Below are 23,226 nucleotides of genomic sequence, written 5' to 3' on the forward strand. Positions count from 1 at the left end.
CGTGTGTCCGGGCCGGGCAACGTCCAAGCCTTGCTAGCGTCCAAGCCTTGCTAACGTCCAAGCCTTGCTAACGTCCAAGCCTTGCCATCAATGCGGTGACGCGGGGCGCGGGCCAGCGCCGGATGTCGAGCTGTGTTGCCGATGCATCGACATCGACGCCTTCGCCAGGGCCGAGGGTCACGCTGCCGGGGCCGGTCACGCGCCTGACGCCGACGCGACCGGTCTCGACGAAGACCGACGTCTTATTGCCCTCGGCGTCCACCGCCCATCTGGTGCCACGCACCGCGGCGATCGCTTGCGGTGTCATCACCTCGAAGGTTTTACCCGCTTTCTGTTTGGATGCCTCGATGAAAACGGCCTTGTTTTGCAGGTCGACGCCGTCGACACGGCCGTTGTGGTCGCGATCGAGCAGCGTGAAACGCGCGCCGTTTTCAGCAATGATCGTCACGCCGCCGCAATGCAGGGTTTGCGGTCCGCCGGCCGACTGGCTCGATGTGCAGCCCGGACTGGCCTGCTGCGCCGATGCAGCACTGCCATACAGGCACGCCGCAGCGACCATGGTCGCCGCCAGCCTGATTGAATGGGTCATGTTGGTTACTCCTGAACGCCACATCAGTAAGGCGGGCGGCGCGCGATTACGTTCAAGATCTGTGGTCGTGCGGTATGATTGACGCTTGGAGGTGCCCATATAGGGTGACGCAGCGGCGCATCGAGGGCAGATTCGATCGGTATGGCCCATCTCACGACCATGTGAGATTGAGAGGCATTCTCAATAATCCCGCCGGGAGGTGTTGCCGCAATCCTGCCACATCTCCCCGGATTTTCAGGGGATATCAAAGGTTTGCATGGGCGTGAGAGGCCCACTTTCGGGCCGTTCGTGCTTGTTTTCCCCCCGCGCTTCCTTTATTCCCGTTTTGCATCGCAGACAGCGTCCTGAAGCCCTTGGGTAACCAAGATGATCGGCCGCGTTGAGGCGGATGCCTGGGCGTGATCCGGCAAACGGCAGACCGTTTTCCGCGCTGATCACGCTTCGACGCGTGTATTTTTCAGAGGACTAGCGCCAAATGGCCAATGTTGTCGTCGTCGGCGCCCAGTGGGGCGACGAGGGTAAGGGCAAGATCGTTGACTGGTTGTCAGATCAGGCTGACGTCGTCGCCCGCTATCAGGGCGGCCACAATGCCGGTCATACGCTGGTCATCAATGGCCAGACCTACAAGCTGGCGCTGCTGCCGTCCGGCGTTGTGCGCCAGTCCAAGCTCTCGGTGATCGGCAATGGTGTGGTGTTCGATCCGCAGGCCTTCGTCGATGAAGTCGCCAAGCTCCGCGGCCAGGGCGTCGATGTCGGCCCGCACAATCTGCGCGTGGCCGAAAACGTCACGCTGATTCTGCCGCTGCACCGCGAGCTCGATGCGCTGCGTGAGAATGCCAACAAAGCCACCGCCATCGGCACCACCCAGCGCGGCATTGGCCCGGCCTATGAAGACAAGGTCGGTCGCCGGGCCATTCGTCTGATGGATCTCGCTGATCTCGCCACGCTGCCGCACAAGGTCGAGCGTCTGCTGACGCATCACAATGCGCTGCGCCGGGGCCTCGGCCTCGAAGAATTCAAGTCGGCCGATATCGTCAAGGATCTCGCCGCATTCGCGCCGGTGCTGCTGCCCTATGCCGAGGCGGTATGGCGGCTGCTGGATAGCAAGCGTCGCGAAGGCAAGCGAATCCTGTTCGAAGGCGCGCAGGGCGCACTGCTCGACGTCGATCACGGCACCTATCCCTATGTGACCTCATCCAACACGGTGGCGGCGCAGGCGGCGACGGGCACGGGCGTGGGCCCGGGCGCGGTCGGCTATGTGCTCGGCATCTGCAAGGCCTACACCACGCGCGTGGGTGCCGGCCCGTTCCCGACCGAACTGCTCAACGAGATCGGCGAAGAGATCGGCCGTCGCGGCAAGGAGTTCGGCGTCAATACCGGGCGCAAGCGTCGCTGCGGCTGGTTCGATGCCGTGCTGGTGCGACAGACGGTCCGCACCTGCGGCATCAATGGCCTGGCGCTGACCAAGCTCGACATCCTCGACGGCTTCGACACCATCGAGGTCTGCGTCGGTTACAAGCTCGACGGCAAGGAAATCGACTATCTGCCGGCCGGCGAAGGCGCCCAGGCCCGGATCGAGCCGATCTACGAGACCATCGAGGGTTGGAAAGAGCCTACTGCGAACGCACGTTCCTGGGCTGATCTGCCGGCGCAGGCCATCAAATACGTGCGTCGGATCGAGGAATTGGTGGGCTGCCCCATTGCTTTGCTTTCCACGAGCCCGGAACGCGAAGATACTATTCTGGTGCAAAACCCGTTCGAGGCTTAACGAACTGTTACCGGATAGCCTCCAAATTGATGCACCCGCAACATTGAGTCGAGATGGCTGATTACTACCCGCTGATCGCCCGCGCCATCGCCGGACTGGACCCCAGTGCTCCCGGTGAGCAGCGGCGTGCGCTCTATGAACGCGCCCGCAGCGCCTTGATCGCGCAGTTGCGCAGCGTCGAGCCGCCGCTCAGCGAGTCCGAAATCACCCGTGAGCGCCTCTCGCTTGAGGAAGCCGTCCGCAAAGTCGAATCCGAGGCCGCGCAGCGGGCTCGCGATGCCTCGCGGCCCGCGTCGGATGGCAAGCCTCGCGCAGGCGATGCCTTCCGCAATGCCGGTCCGCGCGCGGGTGCTGCACCGGTCGATCCGTCGCCGCGTGGCCGCCAGCCCATCACGCCGACACCGCCATCTCCGCGCGGGCCGGAAGAGCCGCGTCCGCCGCGCACCTTGCGCGTCGATCCGCCGCCGATTCCGAAGCAGCAGTCCCCCAATGCTGGCGCGCAGGATCCGAACGGTCCGCCGACCCGCGAACGGTCAGGCACGCCGCGCCGTTTCGACAACAATCCTCCGCCGGCCCGCAATGATCGCGGCGATCAGGGTGATGCCGCGATGCGCGGTTTCCGCGACGTCACTGCCGACGTCGACGATCTCGGCCGAGCCGCAGCCCAGGCCAATCGCGCGGCCCGCAAGACCTACGCAAACGTGCCGTCGCCGACGCCGGAATTCGATCGTCTCGAACCCAGCATGGAAGCGCGTAGCGAGGCTTTCGGCTACGACGAGACAGCTTACGACGATCAGGCCGGCGATGAGCCGCAGATGCCGCCGTCGCGCATCAAGGATACCAAGGGCAAGAAGGCGAAGCCGCCCAAGCCTCCGAAGCCGAAACGCGTCAGCGGCGGTTTCCCGTTCAAGACCGCGCTTCTCATCGGCGTCGTGATGATCCTGATCGGCGCCGTGATCCTGGGCTGGCCGACGATCAACAAGATGGTGCGTGGCCTCGGCAGCGGTTCGGCGCCCGCCGTCACCGACAACAAGGATGCGCCGCTGGCGCCGCGGCCGAAGATCGCCGATCGTGTCGGTCAGCCGTCGTCGTCGGATCAGATCGCGCCGGTCGCGCAGCGCGTCGTTCTGTATGACGAAGATCCGGCGGAGCCGAAGGGCCGGCAATATGTCGGCACGGTGGTCTGGCGCACCGAGCAGATCAAGGCCTCGGGCGGAAAGCCCGGTGATATTGCCGTGCGCGCGGACATCGAGATTCCCGAACGCAAGTTCAAGATGACCATGTCCTTCCGCCGCAACACCGACACGTCGCTGCCTGCCAGCCACACGGCCGAACTCACTTTCGTGCTGCCGCCCGATTTCGCCGGCGGCGGCGTCGCCAACGTGCCGGGCGTGCTGATGAAGTCGAACGAGCAGGCGCGCGGCACGCCGCTGGCCGGCCTCGCGGTCAAGGTCACCGACGGCTTCTTCCTGGTCGGCCTCAGCAATGTCGAAAGCGATCGCACCCGCAACCTGCAGCTCCTGAAGGAGCGGTCGTGGTTCGATATCCCGCTGGTCTATACCAATCAGCGCCGCGCCATCATCGCGATTGAGAAGGGCTCGCCCGGCGAGCGCGCCTTCAACGACGCATTTGCGGCCTGGGGCGAGTAAAGACGAGGCCCGTCATTCCGGGTTCGCGCGAGCTACGCTCCAGAATGACGAGAAAAACTCCCACGCCGATGTGACTTGACCGGTTTTCCCGGCATTTCTATCCACGATGATCAGTCTTCTCGGATGGCCCCCCGCATGACCACGCGCCGACAGGTGATGAAGCTCGCTGCCTTTGCTGCCAGCCAAACTGCGCTGACGGGCGCGGTGCGTGCCGAGGGCGGTGTCGATTCCGGCATCATGATGCAGGCGCCGCTCCCCTTCGCGCAGCAGACGCCGATGCGGATCGGTGCCGCGGCACTTCGCGTCCGCGATCTCGGCAAGATGCGTAGCTATTACACAGACCTGCTGAAGCTCGACACCATCAACGCGGACAAGACCGAGGTCGTGCTCGGCGTCGACGGTGTCGCGCTGCTGCATCTGATCCACCGGCCCGATGCGCCGCTCGAGGCGCAGACCACGGCCGGACTGTTTCACACCGCGTTCCTGATGCCGAGCCGTGCGGATTTCGCACGTTGGCTGGTCCATGCCGCGCTGGCGCGCACACCATTCGATGGCTTTGCCGATCACCATGTCAGCGAAGCGTCTTATCTGACCGATCCCGAGGGCAACGGTATCGAGGTCTATTCGGACCGGCCGCAGTCGGCCTGGAAATGGACCGGCGATACGGTCACCATGGGCACCGATCAGCTCGACATCGACAATATCGTGGCGCTCACCGATATCACGCGCGATCAGTATCACGCTGCACCGAAGGCACTGCGCATCGGGCACATGCATCTGCGCGTCGGTGACGTCGCGCGCGGCCGAACATTCTACGAAGGCCTTATCGGCATGGAGCCGACACGGCTCAACCGCGCCGGCGTCGCCTTCCTGTCGTCAGGTCGTTACCACCATCACATCGGCATCAATACATGGCAGAGCGCTGGCAGCGGTCCGCGCAATGCGCAGGAGACAGGGTTGGCCTGGTTCTCGCTCCGCGTTTCCGATGATGTCGTGATGGCCGACCGCAGGCGCCGTCTTGCGGCGGCGGGCCTGTCAGGCGAGGCGATCACTGATGGTGTTGCGATCGCCGATCCCTGGGGCACTGAGGTACGGCTGGTGAAGGGCTAGAGCTAAACTCACGCTTCCGCCAGTTCGAAATACCGCGGCGCGTCGCGCCAGCCATGCGCTGCGGCATGCAGCGCTTTGGCGCGATAATCCAGTTCGAGATCGCTGAGCATGCCGCGCATTTCGAAGTCGCTTTCTTCGCGGGCGAGGCGATTGCAATCGTCAGCGCGGTCTCTGAAATAATTTTCTGACATAATCATCGGTATCGCTTTCATCGGCCCCAATATCGGCCCCGATGAAACTTCGCTGTCCGGTTGGGCGAAGACGTGGCGGGACGCCATCATATGTGTGGCGGTTCCATCATTTCGCGTTGCGCAAGATTGCGCAGCGCTATGGCGCGCCGTTCGCGCCTGCACTCACGGCGTGCGAGACCAGCGCATGAGCGTCGGTGATGCCGCCTGCCGCATGACGCACGATCGTTTCCGCCATCATGGCCTTTGTCGCCGGCGTGCGATGCTGTACGGCGATCTGCTCCACGGCGATATCCAGCACCTGGCGCAGTGTGGCCACATATGTCGGGTCGAACTTCGGTGACGGGGTGGTCGACATGATGCAACTCCATAGTATCAGACGGTAGTCTCAAACTGCGCGGACCGTGCTGGCGCAATGGGGCGCATCTAAGTCCGGTCGATGAAACGTCAATGACGGCTTCTGACATTGTTTTGAAGCGGTCGCCTTGAACTTCCATGAGGTGTTGCGCGACATCCCGCCACGCGCAGTACGACTTGCGCATTCGAATATAACGCAGTGCAAAAATCTTCAGGATTTGTGAACCCGGCGTGACATCGCGTGCACATTCGCGCGATCGATGACGCTGCGACTTTTCTGAATGTGGTGCTTGACTGACGCTCGGTCGTTTTTGCGCAGGCTTGCGGCGTGATGTTCGCGCCTAGCGTTCCTGCATGATGCTGAGCGGAATATTGACCTCGCAGCTGAGGCCATTGGGATCGAAGCGCAAGCGTGCTTCACCCTGCAATTGCCCGGGCAGAGCCTGTTCGATCAGACGGCTGCCAAAGCTCTTTCGGGTCGGTTCGACCACCGGTGGGCCGCCGCTTTCCTTCCAGTGCAAGACGAAACGCTTCGGCGTGTCCTGTGTCGCTGACCACGAGATCGACACCCGGCCGCCAGGCGCAGACAATGCGCCATATTTGGTGGCGTTGGTGCAGAGCTCATGAATCACCATCGACAACGAGAGCGCCGGGCCGGACGAGATCGCAATAGCGTCCCCGGTGATCGTGAACTGATCGAGACTCTTGGACTGGAACGCACGCACCGCGCTTTCGATCAGCGTACGGCAGCTCGCGCCGGTCCAGGTCTCGCGGATCAGCAAATCCTGCGCCACGGCCAGCGCCTGCAGGCGATCGCCGATGGTCTTTGATGCTTCTTCGAGGCTGCTGGCCGTGCGCAGACTCTGCGACGTGATGGCCGAGACGATGGCGAGTGTATTCTTGACGCGGTGATGCAGTTCCCCGATCACCACTTCCTGCAATTTGGCTGCGATGGCGTGCGCCTGCGCGTCGACGCCGGCTTTGGCCAGCAGTTCCTTGAGATAGTCGGGTTCGTTCTCAATCGACCGCGGCGCGGGAATGGTCATTCCCCGTACTAACAGGTCGGCGGAGCGCCGTATATTCCGAAAGTAGATGCGATGGCGCGGCGCGTGGCCGCTCACTGCCTCCTGTAGGGCAAGGGAGATGGTGCGACCTTTCCCGAGCCGGGGCTGTTCGCGTCATACCCAGCCCAGAGATGCACGGAAAAGACGCTCAAGACCGCCAACGAGCTTGAGGATTTGATCAAGCAACGCACGGTTCGGCTGCTCGGTCGATGGCCGAGGGCAGCGCAGGCGGTCATCGACCTTCGTCAAGCACCGCCCGCCATGTTTGATCGAGCGATCAAGTTCCGCGGCAAACAGCGCGGCATCGTGGGGATGGTTTACCTCAGTGAGATGGCAAGGCCCGAGAGATCGGCATTGACCATCAATCCGGTCTGGCGGCCGCTCAATTCCAGCAGCGCGCCTTTTTCGTTGGTGAGCACGATGGCGCTGACGCCGCGGCCGACGGCAGCCCCTGCGCCGCCTGCGCCATAGACGCCGGCTACATCGCCGGGGCTGTTGATGCGGCTGACGCGGCCGGACAGATAGGTCTGCGATGCGCCGAAGACGAGGCCCGCGCTCAAGCCGCCGATCGATAGCGGATAGGTCCGCCCGCGAAAGGTCAACGTGCCCGAACCGCCCGACGCGCCGATGAACCAGCCGCCCTTCAGCACATTGATGCGGATCGTGCCACTATCGGCGAAAGCCACAGAGGAAACGCTTGCGCCAATCAAGGCGAGGGCGGCGAGGAGGGTGGTGCGGAGAAGCGGGCGCGACATGGGGATTTCCTCTGGGGGATGATTCGTTGGGCGCAAAGCTAGGCCGGCACAATCCAGCAAAATCGCCGCTGGGTCCATGGGCCTTTGGCGCCCCGCGGGCGCGGCAATTGACAAATGCAGGCCCCGCAAAACACACTGGGCCATGGCCAGGACCGTCCTCTTCCTCTGCACCGGCAACTACTATCGCAGCCGCTATGCGGAAGAACTCTTCAATCACCTGGCGCGCCGTGCCGGTCTGGACTGGGAGGCGACGTCTCACGCCCTGGCCATCGAGCGGGGCAAGGACAATATCGGCCCGATGGCGCGACAGACCATCGACGCTCTGACCATCGATGGCATTGCGCCCATTGGCGTGTCGCGGATGCCGGCACCCTGCACGCATGATGCGCTGGAAGCATCCGAGATGGTCGTGGCCGTGAAGGAGGCCGAACACCGCGCTTTGCTCACCGAGCGCTTTCCGGGCTGGGAAGATCGCGTAACCTATTGGCATGTCCATGACATCGACGTGGCGCGTCCCGATGAGGCGCTGCCCGAGCTGAAAGCGCATGTCGCGCGTCTGGTGTGTGAGCTGGCTGAACCTCCCCATGTGAAACTGATCGCTCCCGCCATGTGGCAGCTCGTCGAGCGCTATGCGGGACGCGTCGGCTACAAAGGCGGCGTCAAGTCCGAAGGGCTTTCGCGCGATCCGCCGGTCATCGATTGCTCCGGCTGGGCCGCGTTGCTGCTGTCCAGCGCGATGCAAGCGATGAATGATGCATCCGAAAGCAATGTCTTCAATGCGGAGGAGATTGCGGCGATCTCGACCTGGTCCGATCGCATGATCGAGGTCATCGAGACCCGCACCGGGTTTATTCTCGAAGGCGATCGGATCAATCTCGAAAGTCTGCCGCGCTTTGCCACGATCGGCTTGCGACAAGGTGGCGGGGCATGGGCCGCGAACCATCCGCGGCCACGCGGGATCACCCATGTGGTCCAGGTCGTGCGCCGCCCCGATGATGGCGCGCCGTTCGTGACGGAGTCGCAGGGCTGGGCGACACCATATGGCATTCGGTTGCTGCCGCTGGCGGATTGGCTTGATATCAGCCGGGCGTGGCTCAAGTCCGGCGAGGCGTGGGCGGTCGATCCGTTTGCGCCGGGCGTGCATCGCGCAGGCGCGGCGTCTTATTGACTGATGATACAATGGACCAAATAGCAGCTCCGCTGTAAGCGAAGCTAAACATGGCGCGAACCTCGTTGTCGAGCTCGCGGGTCAATCAGCCACTTCTGCTTCCAGGACGTCCCCTTGCCTTCGGTCGCCGTCAGAGCGTCGCGTTGCTCGGTAACGACCAGGCGATAGGCCGTGATGTCGATGGAAGAGCTTCGAAAACGCGGCAGTGGTCTCATAGCCGACGGAGGTCGCTATCCGTGCGATCGCCTCGTCGCTTGTTTCGAGTAAGAACGCAGCCTCCGACATCCGGCGCGCGATCAGATAACTGTACATGGACTGACCGACGAGCTTGGTGAAGCGCGCCGAAAACGCCGAGCGACCTAACCCCACGCGTTGCCCGAGGTCATCGAGGGTCCAGGGCCGATCCGGTCGCTCGTGGATCAACCGAAGCGCCGGTCCGATGTGCGGGTCCGCCATCGCCCCAAGCCACCCGCCTTCTCCGGGATTAAGCGACTTGATCCAGTTTCGCAGAACCTCAACGAAGAGCACCTCTGTTAATCGTGACAACGCGACGCCCTGGCCGGGACGCTCACACGCCGACTCGCTCACCATGCGTCGCAGAATCGCCTCGAGCCACGCGCCATCCCCCGTGGGCTTCAGGAGAAGCATTGGCGGAAGTAATTCCAACACGCTGCCGCGTGAAGGCCGTGCGACAGTGAACTTGCCGCAGATCATCGTCGCATGCGGCTGCGCGTTGCCGCCGTGACGAACGACGCCACGATCCGCGGCCGATCGATCGAAGTCGAGAACCGAAAATGGCGTCGTCCGGCGATCCGAATAAATCACATGGGGCTCGCCCCGTGAGATGACGACGCAGTCGCCGGCGGCCATATGGAGTTCTTGTCCCTGTTCAAGCGAGAGGGTCGCTGAACCACGACTGAGATAATGAAACATGGCGTACGGGCGTTGTGGCAACGCCAGATTCCAGGGATGGCCGAGCTCAAAGTGGAAGAGCAGAGTCCCACCGAGACGAACGCGGTCGAGCACTTCGGCGAGGATGTCCATAGCGGCAATACTAATTCCGCGGACGATCCGACGCAATACTTGGACGATTGGGCTCTACCGTCCGAGACATCTTCATATTAGGTCCTGCCAAGCGCGCGGACGCATCGTGCAGTCATCCATTTCCGAAGCGGCAGATGGAAGACCCGTGACTTTGCTGGATCGCCTGCCATCCCCGACCTCGCGTCGTTCGTTATCCAACAGGAGCCATTCATGCGAAATCTTCTGCTTTCAACCGCCGCCGTCCTCCTGGCCGGAGCGGCATTTGCCGCCTCCGCCCAGTCGGCCGAACTGCCCAAGGGAGCCGCTCACAACATCGTGCTCGTCCATGGCGCTTTCGTCGACCAGACGAGTTGGCAGCCCGTCGCCGACATCCTCACCAAGAAAGGCTACAACGTCACGCTCGTCGAAAATCCGCTCACCTCCCTTGCCGCTGATGTCGATGCTACCAAACAGGCCCTGGCGAAGCAGAACGGCAAGACTGTTCTCGTCGGCCATTCCTGGGGCGGCGTGGTCATCACGGAAGCCGGCAACGACCCCAAGATCTCGGCGCTCGTCTACGTCTCCGCTTTCGCGCCTGACGTGGGACAATCTCTGGCGGACCTCGCCAAGAGCGGTCCCGCGACCGAAGGTGGTGCGGCGATTCATCCGGACGACAAGGGCAACCTCTACATCGATTCCAAGGTATTTCCGTCGGCCGTTGCGGCCGACCTTCCTCCGGAGATCGCCGCGCACCTGGCTAACTCGCAGCTTCCATTGAATCACGTTGCATTCGAGGCGCCCGTCGACATTGCAGCCTGGCGCGACAAGCCGACATTCTATGTCATCAGCACGAAGGACAAGGTGATCGCACCCGAGGCCCAGAAGTTTTTCGCCGGCAGGATGAAGGCTCAGACGACGGAAGTCGCCGGCAGCCATGCTTCGCTCGTTGTTCATGCGAAGGAAGTCGCGGCGGCGATTGAAAAGGCCGCGCTGGTGAAGTGACAAGAGCGCTCCCGGCACACGCGTGCCGGGAGCGCTGCACTGGTCCCTCACTTGATTACTTCGTGCCAAGCATCCGGAGGATGACATGACTGCACTCGACATCACGAGCGAGGACGCCACGCTTGAAACGGCTCCCACCCGCTACATCGAAGGCCGCGGAATCCGCTTCGCCTATCGCCGCCTCGGCCCATCGACCGGAACGCCGCTGGTGCTTCTGCAGCATTTCTCGGGCAACATCGATGCGTGGGATCCCGCCGTCGTCAACGCTCTCGCCGCCGATCGCCCTGTGATTGCCTTCGACAACGCCGGGGTCGGTCGCTCGACCGGCCAAACGCCCGACAATGTCGCGGCGATGGCACGCGACGCGGTCGCCTTCATCAACGCGCTTGGCATCTCCGAAGTCGACCTGCTGGGCTTTTCTCTCGGCGGATGCGTCGCCCAGCAGATCGCTGCCGAGCACGGACGGCTCGTCCGCAAGCTCATCCTCGTCGGCACCGCGCCCAAAGGCGGAGAGGAACACCTGGTAGCGGTTCTCCAAGAGGCGTTTTCCCAAACCGATGCACCCGACCCCCGCCTGCCGCTGTTCTTCACGAAGTCGTCCGCCAGCCAATCGTCCGGCCTGGCGTTCCTGAAGCGGACGCAGGTGCGTAAGGACGATAGGGACACCGATAACGGCAGCGCGGTCACCGATCCGCAGGCCAAGGCGCTGATCACTTGGTGCGCCACACCTGATCCCGAGCACGCCATTCTGCACGCTATCCGCCAGCCCACTCTCGTGGTCAGCGGTAGCCACGACACCATGCTTCCCGCGAACAACGCCTACGCAATGTTCAAGGAACTCAGCAACGCGCAGCTGGTCCTCTATCCCGATTCAGGCCACGGCGCCCTGTTTCAGCACCACGAGATCTTCGTCAGTCACGTCCGGACTTTCCTGAACGCGTAACCGGCAGCCGCATGATCCCCGGCGAGAGGTCGATGCGATCATACGCACTTTATCCATGAGAGTTATTTCGGAGGACAAAATGAGAATAGAGAAAGTCGAGGTCGAACGTTTCAGCCTTACGAGCTCAAAGCCATTCGATGCTGTCGTGGCCGCGCTCAGGTCGGCTGTCGGCCAGCCCGACATAGTCGAATTTTTCAAGTCGTCGAGGGCGGCAAATTCCTTCCTGGAATTGGAACGCATTGTGCACAGCGGGCTCGGCCGCACGGTTTTATGCTTTTCGCCGAATCGACTTGGGCGCGGTTCTGCGCCGCGAAACCGGTTCCAAGATGCCTAACAGCATGCGGTTTTTGGTAGGAAATCCACTCATCATGAAAGAAATGGTCAAGCACGTACCTGATGCTGGATCTTACGCGCCAGTGACGATCCTCATTGATGAACGTCCTGATGGCGTGCATCTCTCCTATGACAAAATGGAGAGCTATCTCCTGCCGTTTGGCAGCACGGAAGCGCTCGCAGTCGCACGCAATCTCGATGCGAAAATCACGACCTTGCTGCGCGAATGCGCAAGCTAAAACTTCCCGATGACGTTTCGGCCTGTGGAAGTGAGCGTCTCAAAGCGGCAATCGCGCAGCGCGAGAACGCAACTTGGGACGGGAGCGAGACGAATAGCTATTAAACCTGGAAGAGAACTCCGACATGCACAAGAAACTTCTTGCCGCCCTCACAGCGATGGCTCTTTCGACAGTGGCTGTGACGGCTGTTCCCGCCGTCAGTGCTGAGTCGCTGGATGCCACGACCCTTAACACCATCAAATCGCAGTTCGGCAGGCTCATGGAATTAGCCAACAAGCACGATTTCAAGGCTTTGCATGAGATGTTCTGGCAATCGCCCTCGACCCTGTTGGTGGCAAAGAGCGCGATCCCGTCCGAGGGAAACTGGGCCGGCTTTTGGGGCAACGAAGCTATTGATCAAAAGCTGCATGACATCGGTAGCTCCGGTCCGGTCGTGCTAGAGCCTGATTATTCGAAGCTCAAGATTGTCAGCCTGACGCGCGACGTAGCAGAGTCCTACGTGCCCATGAACATCACGGTCTCATATGCGGGGCAGGATGGAACAGCCAGGCCGTTTCTGATGATCATCAGTTGGCTTCGCGTCGGGACTGACTGGAAGGTCGCTTCTGAAATCATTCTGCCGGTGCCGCCGACACCCGCTGCGAAGGGCTAGGGCACCAGGTACCTGCTAAGCGACTTCTCGCCGAGGAGCTCAGGCCGGGAGCCAGCCTTCGGATATTTGCGGCAGACATCCTGGAGATTGAGTGTCAGCTTTGCACCAGGAGCAGCCATCGACCATCCACCACCGCGATATCGGCCTTAATGTCCTGAATCTTTCAACCAGGAGGAAATCGTCTCATTAAGATAGTCCGGTACTTCGTGCTGAATGAAGTGGCCAACTCGAGGCACGATTTTGACCGTGAGATTATCGGGGTTTTCCATCCATGACTTTTCAAGATCAAGAGTGCTCAACAAAGCATGGCCCTCCTCGATTCCGTGCACATGCAAGACTGGGCATTTGATAACGGCACCGTAGATTTTCTTCATGGTCGGATCGAAGAGGTTGAGCGCAAACTGAGAGAGACTGTAGTTGGCTTTGTAATAGGCCGTTATGGACAAGATGGACGATTTTGCGAAAGCCTCAATGTAACGACGCTTAACCTCTGGATTTAGAACCCAGTATGCCAAATCTTCCGCAGTCAGATTGTCGCCCTTGCCTCGAGCGAAGAACCGTGTGGCGTAAGCGCTGGCCTTCGTCTGCGCAACAGGATGATTCCAGGGGAGCAATTCCTTGGTGATGGCGCCAGGATGAGGAACGCTGAGGACGACAAGTCTTTCGACCAGATCTGGATTTTGCCCGGTGAATAGCCATGACAAAGCGGCCCCCCAGTCGTGCCCGATCAGGATGACCTTGCGGCCGTTTCTCTCTGCGTTGATTACGGTGCGGATGTCATCAAGGAGAACCGGAAACTTGTAGTTCTCGACGCCTTCTGGCCGATCGCTCAAATCGTATCCGCGCAGATCAAGAGCGACCACCTGATAGTTTGCTGAAAATGCCTGGATCTGATTTCGCCAAGAATACCAAAAGTCTGGAAATCCGTGCACGAACACCATCAGCGGTTTTTGATTGGATCCCATTGTGACGTAGTGGATCTTCGTTCCCGCATTGTCCGCATACTTGTGCAGAAGGTTCGGATGAGCAGGTTCTGGAGGCCATCTCAGTGATCCCGTTCGCTAGAACAGTTGCCGAAATCGAAGTTCCTCGAACTCATTTGAGTATTTCCTGCGCAGCAATCTGGGAGAGCTGCATATGCCCGCATGCAACTTCTGGATTGCGGTTTGATACGGGGATACCGAGGGACACATTTACTATGGTAATCGCCATAGTATGGCGATCACCATAGATGTGTCAAGCGAGGCGTGGTATGCTGACGGATGCCCCGTAAGACCGACGCGCGCGATCGCGCGATTGCCACTGCCGAGCGACTGTTTCGCATCCAAGGCTACACTGCGACCGGATTGAACCAGATCATTCAAGAAAGCGGCTCGCCTAAAGGATCGTTCTACTTTCACTTTCCGCGCGGCAAGGCACAGCTCGCCGAAGAAGCAATCGATCGTTACGTTGCGAGCAGAATCGCCGTATTGCGGAAGATCTCGGCGAATACGGCGGGCGATGCTCGGAATTTTGTTCATCAGATTTTCGGCACGTTCGCCGCCGAAATGGTCGCCTCCGATTTCCAGTACGGATGCCTCATGCAAAATCTGGCGAATGAGCTTCCCGCACTCGACGCTGATCTGACCAAACGGGTAGCGCGCGGATTTGTTGATTCAACCGAGATAGTTGCGGAGCATTTTAGGGGGTGCGGTTTCACATCCGCGCGCGCATCTGTTACCGCAGCGGCATTGGTAGCTGCCGTCGAAGGCGCACGAACGATCGCTCGCCTGGAACGCACGCCGGCGATATTCAAGGCTCTGGCGGATGTTAGTGTCCAGGGGTGGGCTGCCCCCAAAGGGTGATCCAGGATCAGTGTTAGCGGCGGCGCGGATAGTAGCAGCGATCCTCGACCGTCTTGGCGCTGCAATTGCTGCCACCGGCCGCCCCTAACGCCTCCTCTCGATAGCGGCGATGTCAGCTTCGGGTCTTTTCAGACGAATTCGGCGGGACGCGATCTCGTCCGCAACACGATGTCAATATGATCGATCGGCCGTTTTGCACCAAAGGCGGACGGCTTTGCTGCCGGTCGTTATCGTACCCCGATATTTACGTACGCAGACGACTGGGGCGCAATCCTTGCGCAGCCCCTACGGAACTGGATCAGACAAATTGATGCTGGATGAATTGTCCAGCTGACCTGAGCGCCAACCTTGCGTCCGTAAGACCGCCATTCCACAGCGGCCATGCATGGATCATGTCGGGCCATACCTCCAACGTCGTCGCGACGTCGGCTATCGCGGCCGCCTCCGCGAAACGTGTCGAGTCTGCGAGCAAGTTTCGGCTGACCCGACCTGAATGAGTGTTGGTGGAAATCCGGTGAGGTTCGAGAACAGCGGAGACAGAAACGGGCTCCTGCGGTCGAGCGATGCCGGAGCAACGGCGTCAGCCAGTTCGTCGAGGTAGCCACGGTGGATGATCGGATCGATCTGATCCTTGCTTTGTAGCGTCGTCCCGGACATTGAAAGATCGGTCCATGGCGAAATAAGCCAAGCGCATGCCGGCGACTCTTCATTGGCTCTGCGCAAGGCGTTGATCAGGGTAATTGTGAGATTGCCGCCAGCGCTGTCACCGCCAACTACTATATTTCCGGCGTCTATGCCCTGCTGGCGCAGATATCGCCAAGCGCTCATCGCGTCGTCGTGAGCGGCAGGAAACGGATTTTCCGGCGCGAGCCGATAGTCAATCGCCAGGGTGCTTATGCCAGCAGCCCGCCCCGCCTCTGTCACGAGGCGTCGATGACTGAGGATTGATCCCGAACAAAAACCGCCGCCATGAAAATACAGAAGCACGCGCGTCGTATCTGCCCCCGGCGAGAACGACCATTCCCCCGCGACATTTCCGCAATCGACAGTCCGCAACTCGACATCGTCGGCCACCGGCCAGATCGACCCGACTTCATCAAGTCGCTGCCGGCGCTGCTCCCACCCGACCGGGCGCGGCTTTGACAACAGTACTGCGCGAATATTCGCAATCTCACTTTCGGCCAAGGATGATCTCCCCCGAACATTGGTGAAAATTGAGCGGCAATGTCAAAATTCGCAGAAGCAAGTCTAGAGGCAACGCGGGCATTGCACCAGCGGCGGACAATCCCGCATAATCCTGAATCTGACATTGAGGGGCGACTTCTTGCTCCCGGTCGCGTGCATGACCTGCTGATGCAGGTTAGTTGGGCAGGTGCGGGCCTTGCCACGATCATTCACAATGCGCCGAAAGCGGTCAGTGACCGAAAGCCCTACTCATCGGTTGGGTTGCATGAATTCGCATCCCCCTCGGAACGAGCGCGATATCCGTCAAGGAAAGATCGTCTTCCAGTCTTTCTTCATGTCAATAACTGCCCAGCCTCGAACGGTTGCTTCGTCCAGCGCCTTGTCGAGCTTTCCGATCTTCGACTTTCGGTCGTAGGCATATTCGCGCTCGGCGTCGGTATGGTGGACGAGTCCCATGAATCGCGTGCCCGCACCGGCCGCCGTCCATTGCAGCATCTGTAGATCGCCATCCGAATTTCCGAAGGCAAAGATGGGACGACGTCCGATGAAGCGATTGATGCCGACGGGCTTGCCGGGGCCATCGTCGATGAACTCGATCTTGGATGTCTTGAGCAGCGACGGTTTGCCGGCGGCATCCATTTGGAGCGCGACAGTGCCGGACGAGCCGACCACTTGCTCCGGTGGAATGCCGTAAGCCTTTTCCACCCATGGCCGCATGAATTCGACGCCGCCGCCCGACACGATGAAAGTTTTGAAGCCGTTGGCGCGCAGATACGCGAGCAATTCCAGCATCGGCTGATAGACGAGCTGGGTATAAGGGCGATTGAAGCGAGGATGCCGGGCCGTTGCCGTCCATTCGATGACAGTTCTAGAGAACTCGTCGGTCGTCATACCGCTGTGGGCGGCGGCTACCATCTGCAGCAGGCCTTTTTCGCCCGACGCCGCGAATGCCTTCATATCGCCGTCCAAGATCGCCTTGTAAGGCTGTGTCGTCTTCCACTCAGGATGCTGCGGTGCAATGGCCCTGATGCGGTCGAATGCAAATGCGAACTGAAAGTAGATCGGCTGTTCGCACCACAGCGTCCCGTCATTGTCGAAGACGGCAATTCGCTGCTCGACGGGCACGAAATCCGGCGCCCCTTGCGCGGTCACACGTGACACGAAATCGACGATAGACTTTTTGGCTGCACTGTCATTCCAGGACGGCAGTGAATCCGACTGTGCATGAGCGGAGATTGCAGAAATGATGAATATGAAGGCCGAAATCAGGTGAATGGCACGACGCATCGCGATCCTCCCAAATGCCATGCGGCGACTATTTTGCGGCTTCATTTTTGAACAGCACGTCGATTGCTTCGATGATCTTCAACTGCGGATGAGCACCTGCACGAGGATTTCTTGTTCATGGATCGCCTTCCAGGCTCCAATGGCGGCGTTCATTCGCCGCCATCCCTTCGTGGCCCAACAGGGCGTTCGGGCTAATTTCCGCCTCTGACCTTTGCGGCCGCAGCCATCACGCGCTTCATCATCGCATTGACATCGACATCAATCGGGGACTGGCGCTGCGGGAAGTCCTTGAACGTTGCAAGGTGCTGTTCGACCAAAGTCGCGATCGGCAGAACAGTCCAGAGCTTGTTAACCGCATAATTGGGATAGTTCGGCGCCTGCATGTGTTGCTCAAACGGGTCCGAACGGAGATTGACAGGCTGCGGCACAGTCGGTGCGGCCGAGTGTCCGGCGAACCAGTCGTCCTTGGTCTCGAAATGGACCTTCCAGTTCTTGTAACGGATCGCGTAGAGACTCGTTTCGCCGTAATAGACGAACTGCTCCCGCGCGGACTCCTTGGCTTCGCCCGTCAGGTAAGGCAGCTGGTTGAAACCATCGAGATGCACCTTGTAGGTCTTTTCGCCGGTCGCGTAGCCTGCTTTGCACTTCGCGACCACGTCAGGCTCACCTGCTGCGGCGAGGACCGTCGGGAGCACGTCTTCATGCGACGTGATGCCGTTGAAGACACGGCCGGGCTGGATCTTGCCGGGCCATCGGATCAGGAACGGGACTCTAAAGCCACCCTCCCAGCCGAGCCCCTTTTCACCACGGAACGGCGATGTGCCACCGTCCGGCCAGGTGAATTTTTCTGCGCCATTGTCGGTCGTGAAGATAACCAGCGTGTTGTCGGCGATGCCGAGATCATCCAGTTTTTTCAGCAGGCCGCCGACGACGTAATCAAGCTCCTGCATGCCGTCCGAATACAACCCGAGCCCGGTCTTTCCGTCCCATCGTTTGGAGAGACGTGTCCAGACATGCATGCGGGTCGTATTGTGCCAGAGAAAGAACGGCTTCCCGGCCTTGGTGGCGCGATCCATGAAGTCCGTCGAGCGCCCAAGCAGGTCATCTTCGACAGTTGTCATGCGCTCTCGTGTCAGAGGCCCGGTATCCTTGATGGTCTGCTTGCCGATCCGGCCAAAACGCCGGTCTTCGGTCGGATCGTCTTTGTCGGTGGCTTTGCATTCGAGGACGCCGCGAGGACCGAACGTCTCCTTGAATTTCTCGTTTCCCTTCGGATAGTCGTCCTGCTCAGGCTCCTCTTCCGCATTGAGATGATAAAGGTTGCCGTAGAACTCATCGAATCCATGCACGGTCGGCAGATGTTCATTGCGATCGCCGAGGTGATTTTTTCCGGTCTGGCATGTCATGTAGCCCATGGGCTTCAGTAGATCGGCAATAGTGGGATCTTCGGCCTGCAATCCCTGCTTGGCGCCGGGCATGCCAACAGTGGTCAGGCCGGTGCGCATCGGAATTTGTCCAGTGATGAAGGCCGCGCGTCCGGCAGTGCAGCTCGCCTGTCCGTAATGATCGGTGTGCAGCGCGCCTTCTGCGGCGATGCGATCGATGTTGGGGGTCGCCCCTCCCATCATTCCGCGGTTATAGGCTCCCACATCGAACCACCCGATATCATCGGCCAGGATCAGCAAGATGTTCGGGCGGCGTGTCGAACTGGCGATTGGCGCCGATTTCTGCGCCTGAGCCAAAGCGGCGGATGTCAGTGTTACAGCCGCGACAAGCGCTGAGCTGCCCAGCAACAGGTTTCTGCGGTTGAGCGCGTGGTCTTCCGTGTCTCGCGATGAGGCTTCGTTGGGCTGTTCCGTTCGAACGTCGCTGGCCATTCAAGTCTCCATCTTTCAAGGAAAACATACGTCTGCTGCTAGTTTCGAATGATGCATCTGAAACCCACATGGCTTGCCGACGTATCGATCGGCTCGGCGTGCCGCGCTGCGGGACGATAACGGCGGCAGTAATTCGGCGCGCAGAGATGCGAGCCGCCTTTCAGAACCTTGCGGGGGATGCGGATGTTCGGCTGATGCGGGTCGTAGCTGGCGTCCTCCTGTCCGCCGCGCGGGTTCCGCGGAATGCAGCAGGTCTTCGGCGCATCGGCTTCGTGCCTCGGTGTGTACCAGTCGCTGGTCCACTCCCACACATTACCGATCATGTCGTGCAGTCCGTAGCCGTTCGGCGGGAATGCCTTCACCGGAGATGTGCGTTCGTAGCCATCGTCGGCGCGATTTTGCGTCGGAAATTCGCCTTGCCACGTGTTGGCAAGATGCCGGCCGGCGGGCGTGAACTCGTTGCCCCAGGCAAATTCGGCAGCCTCCAGCCCGCCGCGTGCGGCAAACTCCCATTCCGCTTCGGTCGGCAGCTCTTTCCCGGCCCATGCCGCATAGGCCATCGCGTCCGCAAACGAGACATGGACGACGGGATGGTGGTCCAGGACGTTGATGTTGCTTCCGGGGCCATAGGGATGACGCCAATCCGCGCCCTTCAGAAATGACCACCACTGGCTCCAGTCGCCTAAATCAACGGCATGCCTGGGAGGCATGAATGCCAGCGACCCGGCATAGAGCATATGCGGCAGAGCGCCGGGATAATCCTTGGGGTCCGGAGCGATTTCCGCGGTCGTAACGTAGCCGGTCGCCTTCACAAATGTCTTGAACTGGCGGTTCGTGACAGGCGTTGCATCGATCCAGAAATCGCTCACGCTCACGCGGTGCGCGGGCGCTTCTTCCGGGTAATGGCAATCTGATCCCATCCGGAATGTGCCGCGGGAAATCCTGACCATGTCGCGGCAGTGCATGCGATTGGCAACAGACGTGTCAGAAGTCTTGTCAGGTAACGATGCTACATCCATGACATTCCCACCGACTTGCATGCTGCACTAGCGCGGACAGGCGTCCCAGAACCCCTGCTGCCTGCTGGCATCTGTGTAGTACCAGCAGTAGCCCGGCGCGGGCGGAGCACCGGCCCAAGCGACGGCAGTTGCCGCGGTTACGAAACCCAGCGCAGCGCCTGCAGCAATCGCACCGCCGGGTGCCCAGCGATACCAGGTCGGGCGTACCCACGCCCCGGGCCGTACCACGCCGGGCCGTACGACGGCCCCACGGCGCACCACGGTTCTGCTTGCCACGCCGCCGCGCGGCCCGACGACTGTTGTGCGCCGCGCGACAGCGCCGCGTCGCACAACAACAATTGGAATCATTGCACCCTCGCCATCGTGCCGCAAGACAGAGGTCGCTGTCGGGACGATTCCCATCGCCGACCCATCAGAGATATTTATGGCAAGTGCTGACGTAACGACCGTGACGGCGAATAAAAGGCGACCAGCACAGCTTCTTTTGATAGTTGGGAATGATACGCAGTTCATTGGCCCCCCCCCCCTTTCGTGTACGGACGCGCACGCTTAGTCAGAGACATCTGCGTCAGCGCTTCTTCCCTATTAAATTGAGGATATGAACTGCAGGACAAGCTCTTCCTCGGTCTATTCCGATGAGTGTAGCAGAAGCTCTGCAATTCTGTGATGTCCAGTTTGTGCCAATCTGCGTTCCAGCAGGACGCAGGCTTAAGATATTTCGTCGCAGGCCTTACAAACTGTCCGATCAATATCGATAAAATTTCGCGATCACGACGCTCTTTTGCAACAGTCGGCAATCGGGATTGCGCCCACGGTTGAATTGTGGTGACGAACATTGTTTTCCGCGTATGTTGATTCCGTTCGATTTGTAGTCTGCTTGTCGGTGGGGTTTTACGATGCGCGCTCCGTTTGCTGCCGCGGCCATTTCTTCAGTCATGTGCCTCTCATGCTTGTCGCCAGTAATGGCAGCCGAAGGCGGCGTCGGTGTTTTTCTATTGGGGTCGCATGCCACTGGCGCAGGCATAACACCGCCACCCGGCGTCTTCTTTCAGAATGATTTCTATTATTATGATGGGAAGCTCGGCGGCGGCCGCACCCTGCCGACAGGCGGCCTCCTTGTGGCAAATGTTTCGGCTCAAAGCTGGATCGAATTGCCGACGACCCTCTGGGTCACGCCCGCCAAAATTCTCGGCGGCGATCTTGCCTTCTCGCTGACGGTTCCCGTAGGTGAACCGCGCGTGAATGCAAATCTTCTCGTGAACTCTCCGCGCTTCGGTCCGATTGGCTTGAGCGTCACAGACTCGCGGGCCAATCTCAGCGACTTCTTCCTGCAGTCCTTCGTTGGATGGCATGCCGGGAATTTCCACTGGCAGCTCGGTGTCGGCGGCGTCATCCCGTCCGGAACCTATGTCGCCGGGCAGCTATCAAATGCCTCACTTAACAGACCTGCACTGGATGTGTTCGGTACGCTCACCTGGCTGGATCCTGCCATCGGCTGGGATTTGTCTGCGGCGGTTGGCGTGACATTCAACCAGACCAACACAGCCACGGACTACAAGAGTGGCGATGAATTCCATCTCGAATGGGCCGCAACGAAATACATCACCAAGGAGTTCACGCTTGGCCTCGTTGGCTACTATTACCAACAGCTCACTGCTGACTCCGGCACAGGCGCCCGTCTTGGCGGCTACGAAGGGCGCGTCGTGGCATTGGGGGGATCGATCGGCTACACATTCGAGATCGGAAAGCTCCCGGTCTCGACGCGGCTCAAGGTCTATCGCGAATTTGATGCGGTCAATCGCATGGAAGGCACGGCCGGATACTTCACGGTGTCGGTTCCCGTCGCAATCGATACGAATGCCGTTGCCCTTGCTCAGGGACGTACGATCAAAGCCAAATTCTGACGCCGTCGGAATTTGGGGCGCTAACTGGACGATCCGTCAGATCAATTCCGAAGGAACTGGGGTTCGATGGCAGGCATATCCGTCAAGACCCTGCAGCTTACAAACTTCGAAGAGCTCGCATCGACGGTCCAGGGAGCTCGCAGTGAAATTATTCAACTCGATCCGGGCCGTGTAAGCGGTTTCATTTCAAACCTCTCTATCGGCGGGCTGCCTGTCAATGTCGGCTCGTTTTCCGTAGGCGTGAGAACGAGGGGGGTTCTGAGTCCGGATCGAACGACGATAGGGATGCTGACATCGACCAATGGGCGTGTCGTGCACTGGTCCCGCGACATGGCTGTGGGCGATGTCTTGGTCACTCCTCCGGACGTTGAGTATGGCGGGCGATACTTTGGAGGGGCGTCCGTCTTGACCATATCGCTTTCCGACAGCGACATACGCTCCTTCTTTGCGCATGAGCCTCGCATGTGCGATCCGGATTCCTGGAGGAAGACCCACATGCGCGGCGTTCCGGACCCGGGCTTTGTTCCGTGCCTTCTGGACATATTGCGACAAGCGATGGCCATGCATTCTATTCTGACAGATGACGCCATCGGGTTTTGGCGACGCGCGATCATCGAAATGATGACCCTTCCTGTGGTTCGCAACGTTCCGGCGGACACGCCTGGTCCTCTAGCGTCGGCGCTAAAAATCGTGCGAGAAGTGGAAGACTATGTCGATAGAAACGGCCTGAAGCCGATCCATATTTCGGAGGTCTGTAACAGGCTGAAGGTTTCGAGACGGAGTCTTCACAGGGCTTTTCATGAGACGATCGGCGTGGGACCCGTCACTTTTTTGCGCCGCAAGAGATTGTGTTCGATACATACCGCATTACGAGAGGCAGAGCCCCGCGTGACCACGATCGCCGAGATCGCCATGCAGTACGGCTTCTTCAATCTCGGCCGCTTCTCCGGCGACTATCGCGAGATGTTCGGCGAATATCCGTCACATACGCTTGGTGAAGATTTGCGGAAGTCTGGATCAATCCGGTGTCCCGACCTGTCTCTGGGCAACATGGTCCGCCCCGTTACGGCATAACGATACATCGAGAACTCACGAGCTCGACTTTCGAAGAGCGTCAAGATCGGCTCCACGTAGCAACGTCCGCTAATGGGATGGACCGGCTGCTTCCCCCGCGCGGCAGTCGGCCTAGACTGCTGCGTTTCAACCGGAGAAGCAGCCCATGGATACGACCATTGCGCCCCTCGCCTCGATCGGCATCGATATTGGTAAG

General features: G+C 60.1%; 23 protein-coding genes and 2 pseudogenes. 12 read left to right on the top strand and 13 right to left on the bottom strand.

The annotated features are described in order from the left end of the window. Positions 1-67 precede the first annotated feature (67 nt). Entirely contained in the window at positions 68-589 is a 522-nt protein-coding gene (locus CIW50_RS19405) for a FecR domain-containing protein (protein ID WP_149532821.1), read from the bottom strand. A gap of 475 nt (positions 590-1,064) precedes the next feature. Between CIW50_RS19405 and CIW50_RS19410 the strand changes: the two genes are divergently transcribed. From CIW50_RS19410 to CIW50_RS19420, 3 genes are all read left to right on the top strand, one after another. Further along, the gene (locus CIW50_RS19410) at positions 1,065-2,357 is read left to right on the top strand and encodes an adenylosuccinate synthase (RefSeq protein ID WP_149532822.1); all 1,293 of its coding nucleotides are present in this window, start codon (positions 1,065-1,067) and stop codon (positions 2,355-2,357) included. A 53-nt stretch (positions 2,358-2,410) separates the two neighbouring features. Beyond that, positions 2,411-4,006, top strand: coding sequence for a hypothetical protein (locus CIW50_RS19415; RefSeq protein ID WP_149532823.1), 1,596 nt, complete (start codon positions 2,411-2,413; stop codon positions 4,004-4,006). A 135-nt stretch (positions 4,007-4,141) separates the two neighbouring features. After that, positions 4,142-5,116 (top strand): VOC family protein, encoded by a 975-nt coding sequence (locus CIW50_RS19420; protein WP_149532824.1) that lies wholly within the window; start codon positions 4,142-4,144, stop codon positions 5,114-5,116. 8 nt (positions 5,117-5,124) lie between these two features. Here the strand turns inward: CIW50_RS19420 and CIW50_RS19425 are convergent, their stop codons facing one another. The 4 genes from CIW50_RS19425 to CIW50_RS19440 form a co-directional block, all read right to left on the bottom strand. Then, positions 5,125-5,313, bottom strand: a complete 189-nt coding sequence (locus tag CIW50_RS19425; RefSeq protein WP_149532825.1) for a hypothetical protein — start codon at positions 5,311-5,313, stop codon at positions 5,125-5,127. Between the two features lie 130 nt (positions 5,314-5,443). Continuing rightward, on the bottom strand, positions 5,444-5,662 hold the full coding sequence (locus CIW50_RS19430; RefSeq protein WP_149532826.1) for a hypothetical protein: 219 nt from the start codon (positions 5,660-5,662) through the stop codon (positions 5,444-5,446). Positions 5,663-6,002: 340 nt separating this feature from the next. Continuing rightward, positions 6,003-6,707, bottom strand: coding sequence for a sensor histidine kinase (locus CIW50_RS19435; protein ID WP_149532827.1), 705 nt, complete (start codon positions 6,705-6,707; stop codon positions 6,003-6,005). A gap of 335 nt (positions 6,708-7,042) precedes the next feature. Then, positions 7,043-7,480 carry a lipid-binding SYLF domain-containing protein gene (locus CIW50_RS19440; RefSeq protein WP_149532828.1) on the bottom strand — a complete coding sequence of 146 codons (438 nt, stop codon included), beginning with the start codon at positions 7,478-7,480 and terminating at the stop codon, positions 7,043-7,045. Between the two features lie 142 nt (positions 7,481-7,622). Between CIW50_RS19440 and CIW50_RS19445 the strand changes: the two genes are divergently transcribed. Next, positions 7,623-8,648 (top strand): arsenate reductase/protein-tyrosine-phosphatase family protein, encoded by a 1,026-nt coding sequence (locus tag CIW50_RS19445; RefSeq protein ID WP_149532829.1) that lies wholly within the window; start codon positions 7,623-7,625, stop codon positions 8,646-8,648. A gap of 81 nt (positions 8,649-8,729) precedes the next feature. Here CIW50_RS19445 and CIW50_RS19450 read toward each other — a convergent pair whose 3' ends face one another. Then, positions 8,730-9,692 (bottom strand): AraC family transcriptional regulator, encoded by a 963-nt coding sequence (locus CIW50_RS19450; protein ID WP_149532830.1) that lies wholly within the window; start codon positions 9,690-9,692, stop codon positions 8,730-8,732. Between the two features lie 210 nt (positions 9,693-9,902). Here CIW50_RS19450 and CIW50_RS19455 point away from each other — a divergent pair, with 210 nt between their 5' ends. From CIW50_RS19455 to CIW50_RS19470, 4 genes and pseudogenes are all read left to right on the top strand, one after another. Further along, the gene (locus CIW50_RS19455; protein WP_149532831.1) at positions 9,903-10,673 is read left to right on the top strand and encodes an alpha/beta hydrolase; all 771 of its coding nucleotides are present in this window, start codon (positions 9,903-9,905) and stop codon (positions 10,671-10,673) included. 85 nt (positions 10,674-10,758) lie between these two features. After that, a complete protein-coding gene (locus CIW50_RS19460) occupies positions 10,759-11,616 on the top strand; it encodes an alpha/beta fold hydrolase (protein WP_149532832.1) in 858 nt (285 codons plus the stop codon). 79 nt (positions 11,617-11,695) lie between these two features. Then, a pseudogene (locus tag CIW50_RS29820) lies at positions 11,696-12,188 on the top strand (DUF302 domain-containing protein). 124 nt (positions 12,189-12,312) lie between these two features. After that, a complete protein-coding gene (locus CIW50_RS19470) occupies positions 12,313-12,840 on the top strand; it encodes a hypothetical protein (protein WP_149532833.1) in 528 nt (175 codons plus the stop codon). A gap of 146 nt (positions 12,841-12,986) precedes the next feature. Here CIW50_RS19470 and CIW50_RS19475 read toward each other — a convergent pair whose 3' ends face one another. After that, positions 12,987-13,805, bottom strand: coding sequence for an alpha/beta fold hydrolase (locus tag CIW50_RS19475; protein WP_149532834.1), 819 nt, complete (start codon positions 13,803-13,805; stop codon positions 12,987-12,989). Between the two features lie 297 nt (positions 13,806-14,102). Between CIW50_RS19475 and CIW50_RS19480 the strand changes: the two genes are divergently transcribed. Then, positions 14,103-14,684 carry a TetR/AcrR family transcriptional regulator gene (locus CIW50_RS19480; RefSeq protein WP_149532835.1) on the top strand — a complete coding sequence of 194 codons (582 nt, stop codon included), beginning with the start codon at positions 14,103-14,105 and terminating at the stop codon, positions 14,682-14,684. A gap of 298 nt (positions 14,685-14,982) precedes the next feature. On the opposite strand, the pseudogene CIW50_RS19485 reads toward CIW50_RS19480, so the two are convergent. Both CIW50_RS19485 and CIW50_RS19490 read right to left on the bottom strand, forming a co-directional pair. Then, positions 14,983-15,869: pseudogene (locus tag CIW50_RS19485) on the bottom strand (alpha/beta hydrolase). 303 nt (positions 15,870-16,172) lie between these two features. Then, positions 16,173-17,156 carry an HAD family hydrolase gene (locus tag CIW50_RS19490; protein ID WP_246664360.1) on the bottom strand — a complete coding sequence of 328 codons (984 nt, stop codon included), beginning with the start codon at positions 17,154-17,156 and terminating at the stop codon, positions 16,173-16,175. Here CIW50_RS19490 and CIW50_RS29120 point away from each other — a divergent pair. Further along, positions 17,143-17,364: a hypothetical protein gene (locus tag CIW50_RS29120; RefSeq protein ID WP_172980367.1), complete on the top strand. Its 222-nt coding sequence runs from the start codon at positions 17,143-17,145 to the stop codon at positions 17,362-17,364. The two genes, CIW50_RS19490 and CIW50_RS29120, sit on opposite strands and share 14 nt — an antisense overlap. Here CIW50_RS29120 and CIW50_RS19495 read toward each other — a convergent pair. The 4 genes from CIW50_RS19495 to CIW50_RS29125 all read right to left on the bottom strand — a co-directional run bounded on the left by CIW50_RS19495 (position 17,348) and on the right by CIW50_RS29125 (position 20,989). Beyond that, on the bottom strand, positions 17,348-19,033 hold the full coding sequence (locus tag CIW50_RS19495) for an arylsulfatase (protein WP_149532837.1): 1,686 nt from the start codon (positions 19,031-19,033) through the stop codon (positions 17,348-17,350). The genes CIW50_RS29120 and CIW50_RS19495 overlap by 17 nt on opposite strands. 38 nt (positions 19,034-19,071) lie before the next feature. Continuing rightward, a complete protein-coding gene (locus CIW50_RS19500; RefSeq protein ID WP_502707509.1) occupies positions 19,072-19,998 on the bottom strand; it encodes a formylglycine-generating enzyme family protein in 927 nt (308 codons plus the stop codon). 81 nt (positions 19,999-20,079) lie between these two features. Further along, complete coding sequence (locus tag CIW50_RS29565; protein WP_246664361.1) at positions 20,080-20,400, bottom strand: hypothetical protein; 321 nt, start codon at positions 20,398-20,400, stop codon at positions 20,080-20,082. 397 nt (positions 20,401-20,797) lie between these two features. Beyond that, positions 20,798-20,989 (bottom strand): hypothetical protein, encoded by a 192-nt coding sequence (locus CIW50_RS29125; RefSeq protein WP_172980368.1) that lies wholly within the window; start codon positions 20,987-20,989, stop codon positions 20,798-20,800. Positions 20,990-21,170: 181 nt separating this feature from the next. On the opposite strand from CIW50_RS29125, the gene CIW50_RS19510 reads away from it, so the two are divergent. Both CIW50_RS19510 and CIW50_RS19515 read left to right on the top strand, forming a co-directional pair. Further along, a complete protein-coding gene (locus CIW50_RS19510) occupies positions 21,171-21,956 on the top strand; it encodes a SphA family protein (protein ID WP_246664362.1) in 786 nt (261 codons plus the stop codon). 66 nt (positions 21,957-22,022) lie between these two features. After that, positions 22,023-23,030 carry a helix-turn-helix domain-containing protein gene (locus CIW50_RS19515; protein WP_149532840.1) on the top strand — a complete coding sequence of 336 codons (1,008 nt, stop codon included), beginning with the start codon at positions 22,023-22,025 and terminating at the stop codon, positions 23,028-23,030. Positions 23,031-23,226 lie beyond the last annotated feature (196 nt).

The organism is Tardiphaga sp. P9-11, assembly GCF_008329525.1.
In the GTDB taxonomy this organism is placed as follows: Bacteria; Pseudomonadota; Alphaproteobacteria; order Rhizobiales; family Xanthobacteraceae; genus Tardiphaga.

What these genes read in the sequence shown, in the direction of transcription:
- CIW50_RS19405 (WP_149532821.1), bottom strand. Translation starts at nt 589, where the DNA reads ATGACCCATTCAATCAGGCTGGCGGCGACCATGGTCGCTGCGGCGTGC.
- CIW50_RS19410 (WP_149532822.1), top strand. Translation starts at nt 1,065, where the DNA reads ATGGCCAATGTTGTCGTCGTCGGCGCCCAGTGGGGCGACGAGGGTAAG.
- CIW50_RS19415 (WP_149532823.1), top strand. Translation starts at nt 2,411, where the DNA reads ATGGCTGATTACTACCCGCTGATCGCCCGCGCCATCGCCGGACTGGAC.
- CIW50_RS19420 (WP_149532824.1), top strand. Translation starts at nt 4,142, where the DNA reads ATGACCACGCGCCGACAGGTGATGAAGCTCGCTGCCTTTGCTGCCAGC.
- CIW50_RS19425 (WP_149532825.1), bottom strand. Translation starts at nt 5,313, where the DNA reads ATGATTATGTCAGAAAATTATTTCAGAGACCGCGCTGACGATTGCAAT.
- CIW50_RS19430 (WP_149532826.1), bottom strand. Translation starts at nt 5,662, where the DNA reads ATGTCGACCACCCCGTCACCGAAGTTCGACCCGACATATGTGGCCACA.
- CIW50_RS19435 (WP_149532827.1), bottom strand. Translation starts at nt 6,707, where the DNA reads ATGACCATTCCCGCGCCGCGGTCGATTGAGAACGAACCCGACTATCTC.
- CIW50_RS19440 (WP_149532828.1), bottom strand. Translation starts at nt 7,480, where the DNA reads ATGTCGCGCCCGCTTCTCCGCACCACCCTCCTCGCCGCCCTCGCCTTG.
- CIW50_RS19445 (WP_149532829.1), top strand. Translation starts at nt 7,623, where the DNA reads ATGGCCAGGACCGTCCTCTTCCTCTGCACCGGCAACTACTATCGCAGC.
- CIW50_RS19450 (WP_149532830.1), bottom strand. Translation starts at nt 9,692, where the DNA reads ATGGACATCCTCGCCGAAGTGCTCGACCGCGTTCGTCTCGGTGGGACT.
- CIW50_RS19455 (WP_149532831.1), top strand. Translation starts at nt 9,903, where the DNA reads ATGCGAAATCTTCTGCTTTCAACCGCCGCCGTCCTCCTGGCCGGAGCG.
- CIW50_RS19460 (WP_149532832.1), top strand. Translation starts at nt 10,759, where the DNA reads ATGACTGCACTCGACATCACGAGCGAGGACGCCACGCTTGAAACGGCT.
- CIW50_RS19470 (WP_149532833.1), top strand. Translation starts at nt 12,313, where the DNA reads ATGCACAAGAAACTTCTTGCCGCCCTCACAGCGATGGCTCTTTCGACA.
- CIW50_RS19475 (WP_149532834.1), bottom strand. Translation starts at nt 13,805, where the DNA reads ATGGGATCCAATCAAAAACCGCTGATGGTGTTCGTGCACGGATTTCCA.
- CIW50_RS19480 (WP_149532835.1), top strand. Translation starts at nt 14,103, where the DNA reads ATGCCCCGTAAGACCGACGCGCGCGATCGCGCGATTGCCACTGCCGAG.
- CIW50_RS29120 (WP_172980367.1), top strand. Translation starts at nt 17,143, where the DNA reads ATGGCACGACGCATCGCGATCCTCCCAAATGCCATGCGGCGACTATTT.
- CIW50_RS19490 (WP_246664360.1), bottom strand. Translation starts at nt 17,156, where the DNA reads ATGCGTCGTGCCATTCACCTGATTTCGGCCTTCATATTCATCATTTCT.
- CIW50_RS19495 (WP_149532837.1), bottom strand. Translation starts at nt 19,033, where the DNA reads ATGGCCAGCGACGTTCGAACGGAACAGCCCAACGAAGCCTCATCGCGA.
- CIW50_RS19500 (WP_502707509.1), bottom strand. Translation starts at nt 19,998, where the DNA reads ATGCACTGCCGCGACATGGTCAGGATTTCCCGCGGCACATTCCGGATG.
- CIW50_RS29565 (WP_246664361.1), bottom strand. Translation starts at nt 20,400, where the DNA reads ATGATTCCAATTGTTGTTGTGCGACGCGGCGCTGTCGCGCGGCGCACA.
- CIW50_RS29125 (WP_172980368.1), bottom strand. Translation starts at nt 20,989, where the DNA reads ATGACTGAAGAAATGGCCGCGGCAGCAAACGGAGCGCGCATCGTAAAA.
- CIW50_RS19515 (WP_149532840.1), top strand. Translation starts at nt 22,023, where the DNA reads ATGGCAGGCATATCCGTCAAGACCCTGCAGCTTACAAACTTCGAAGAG.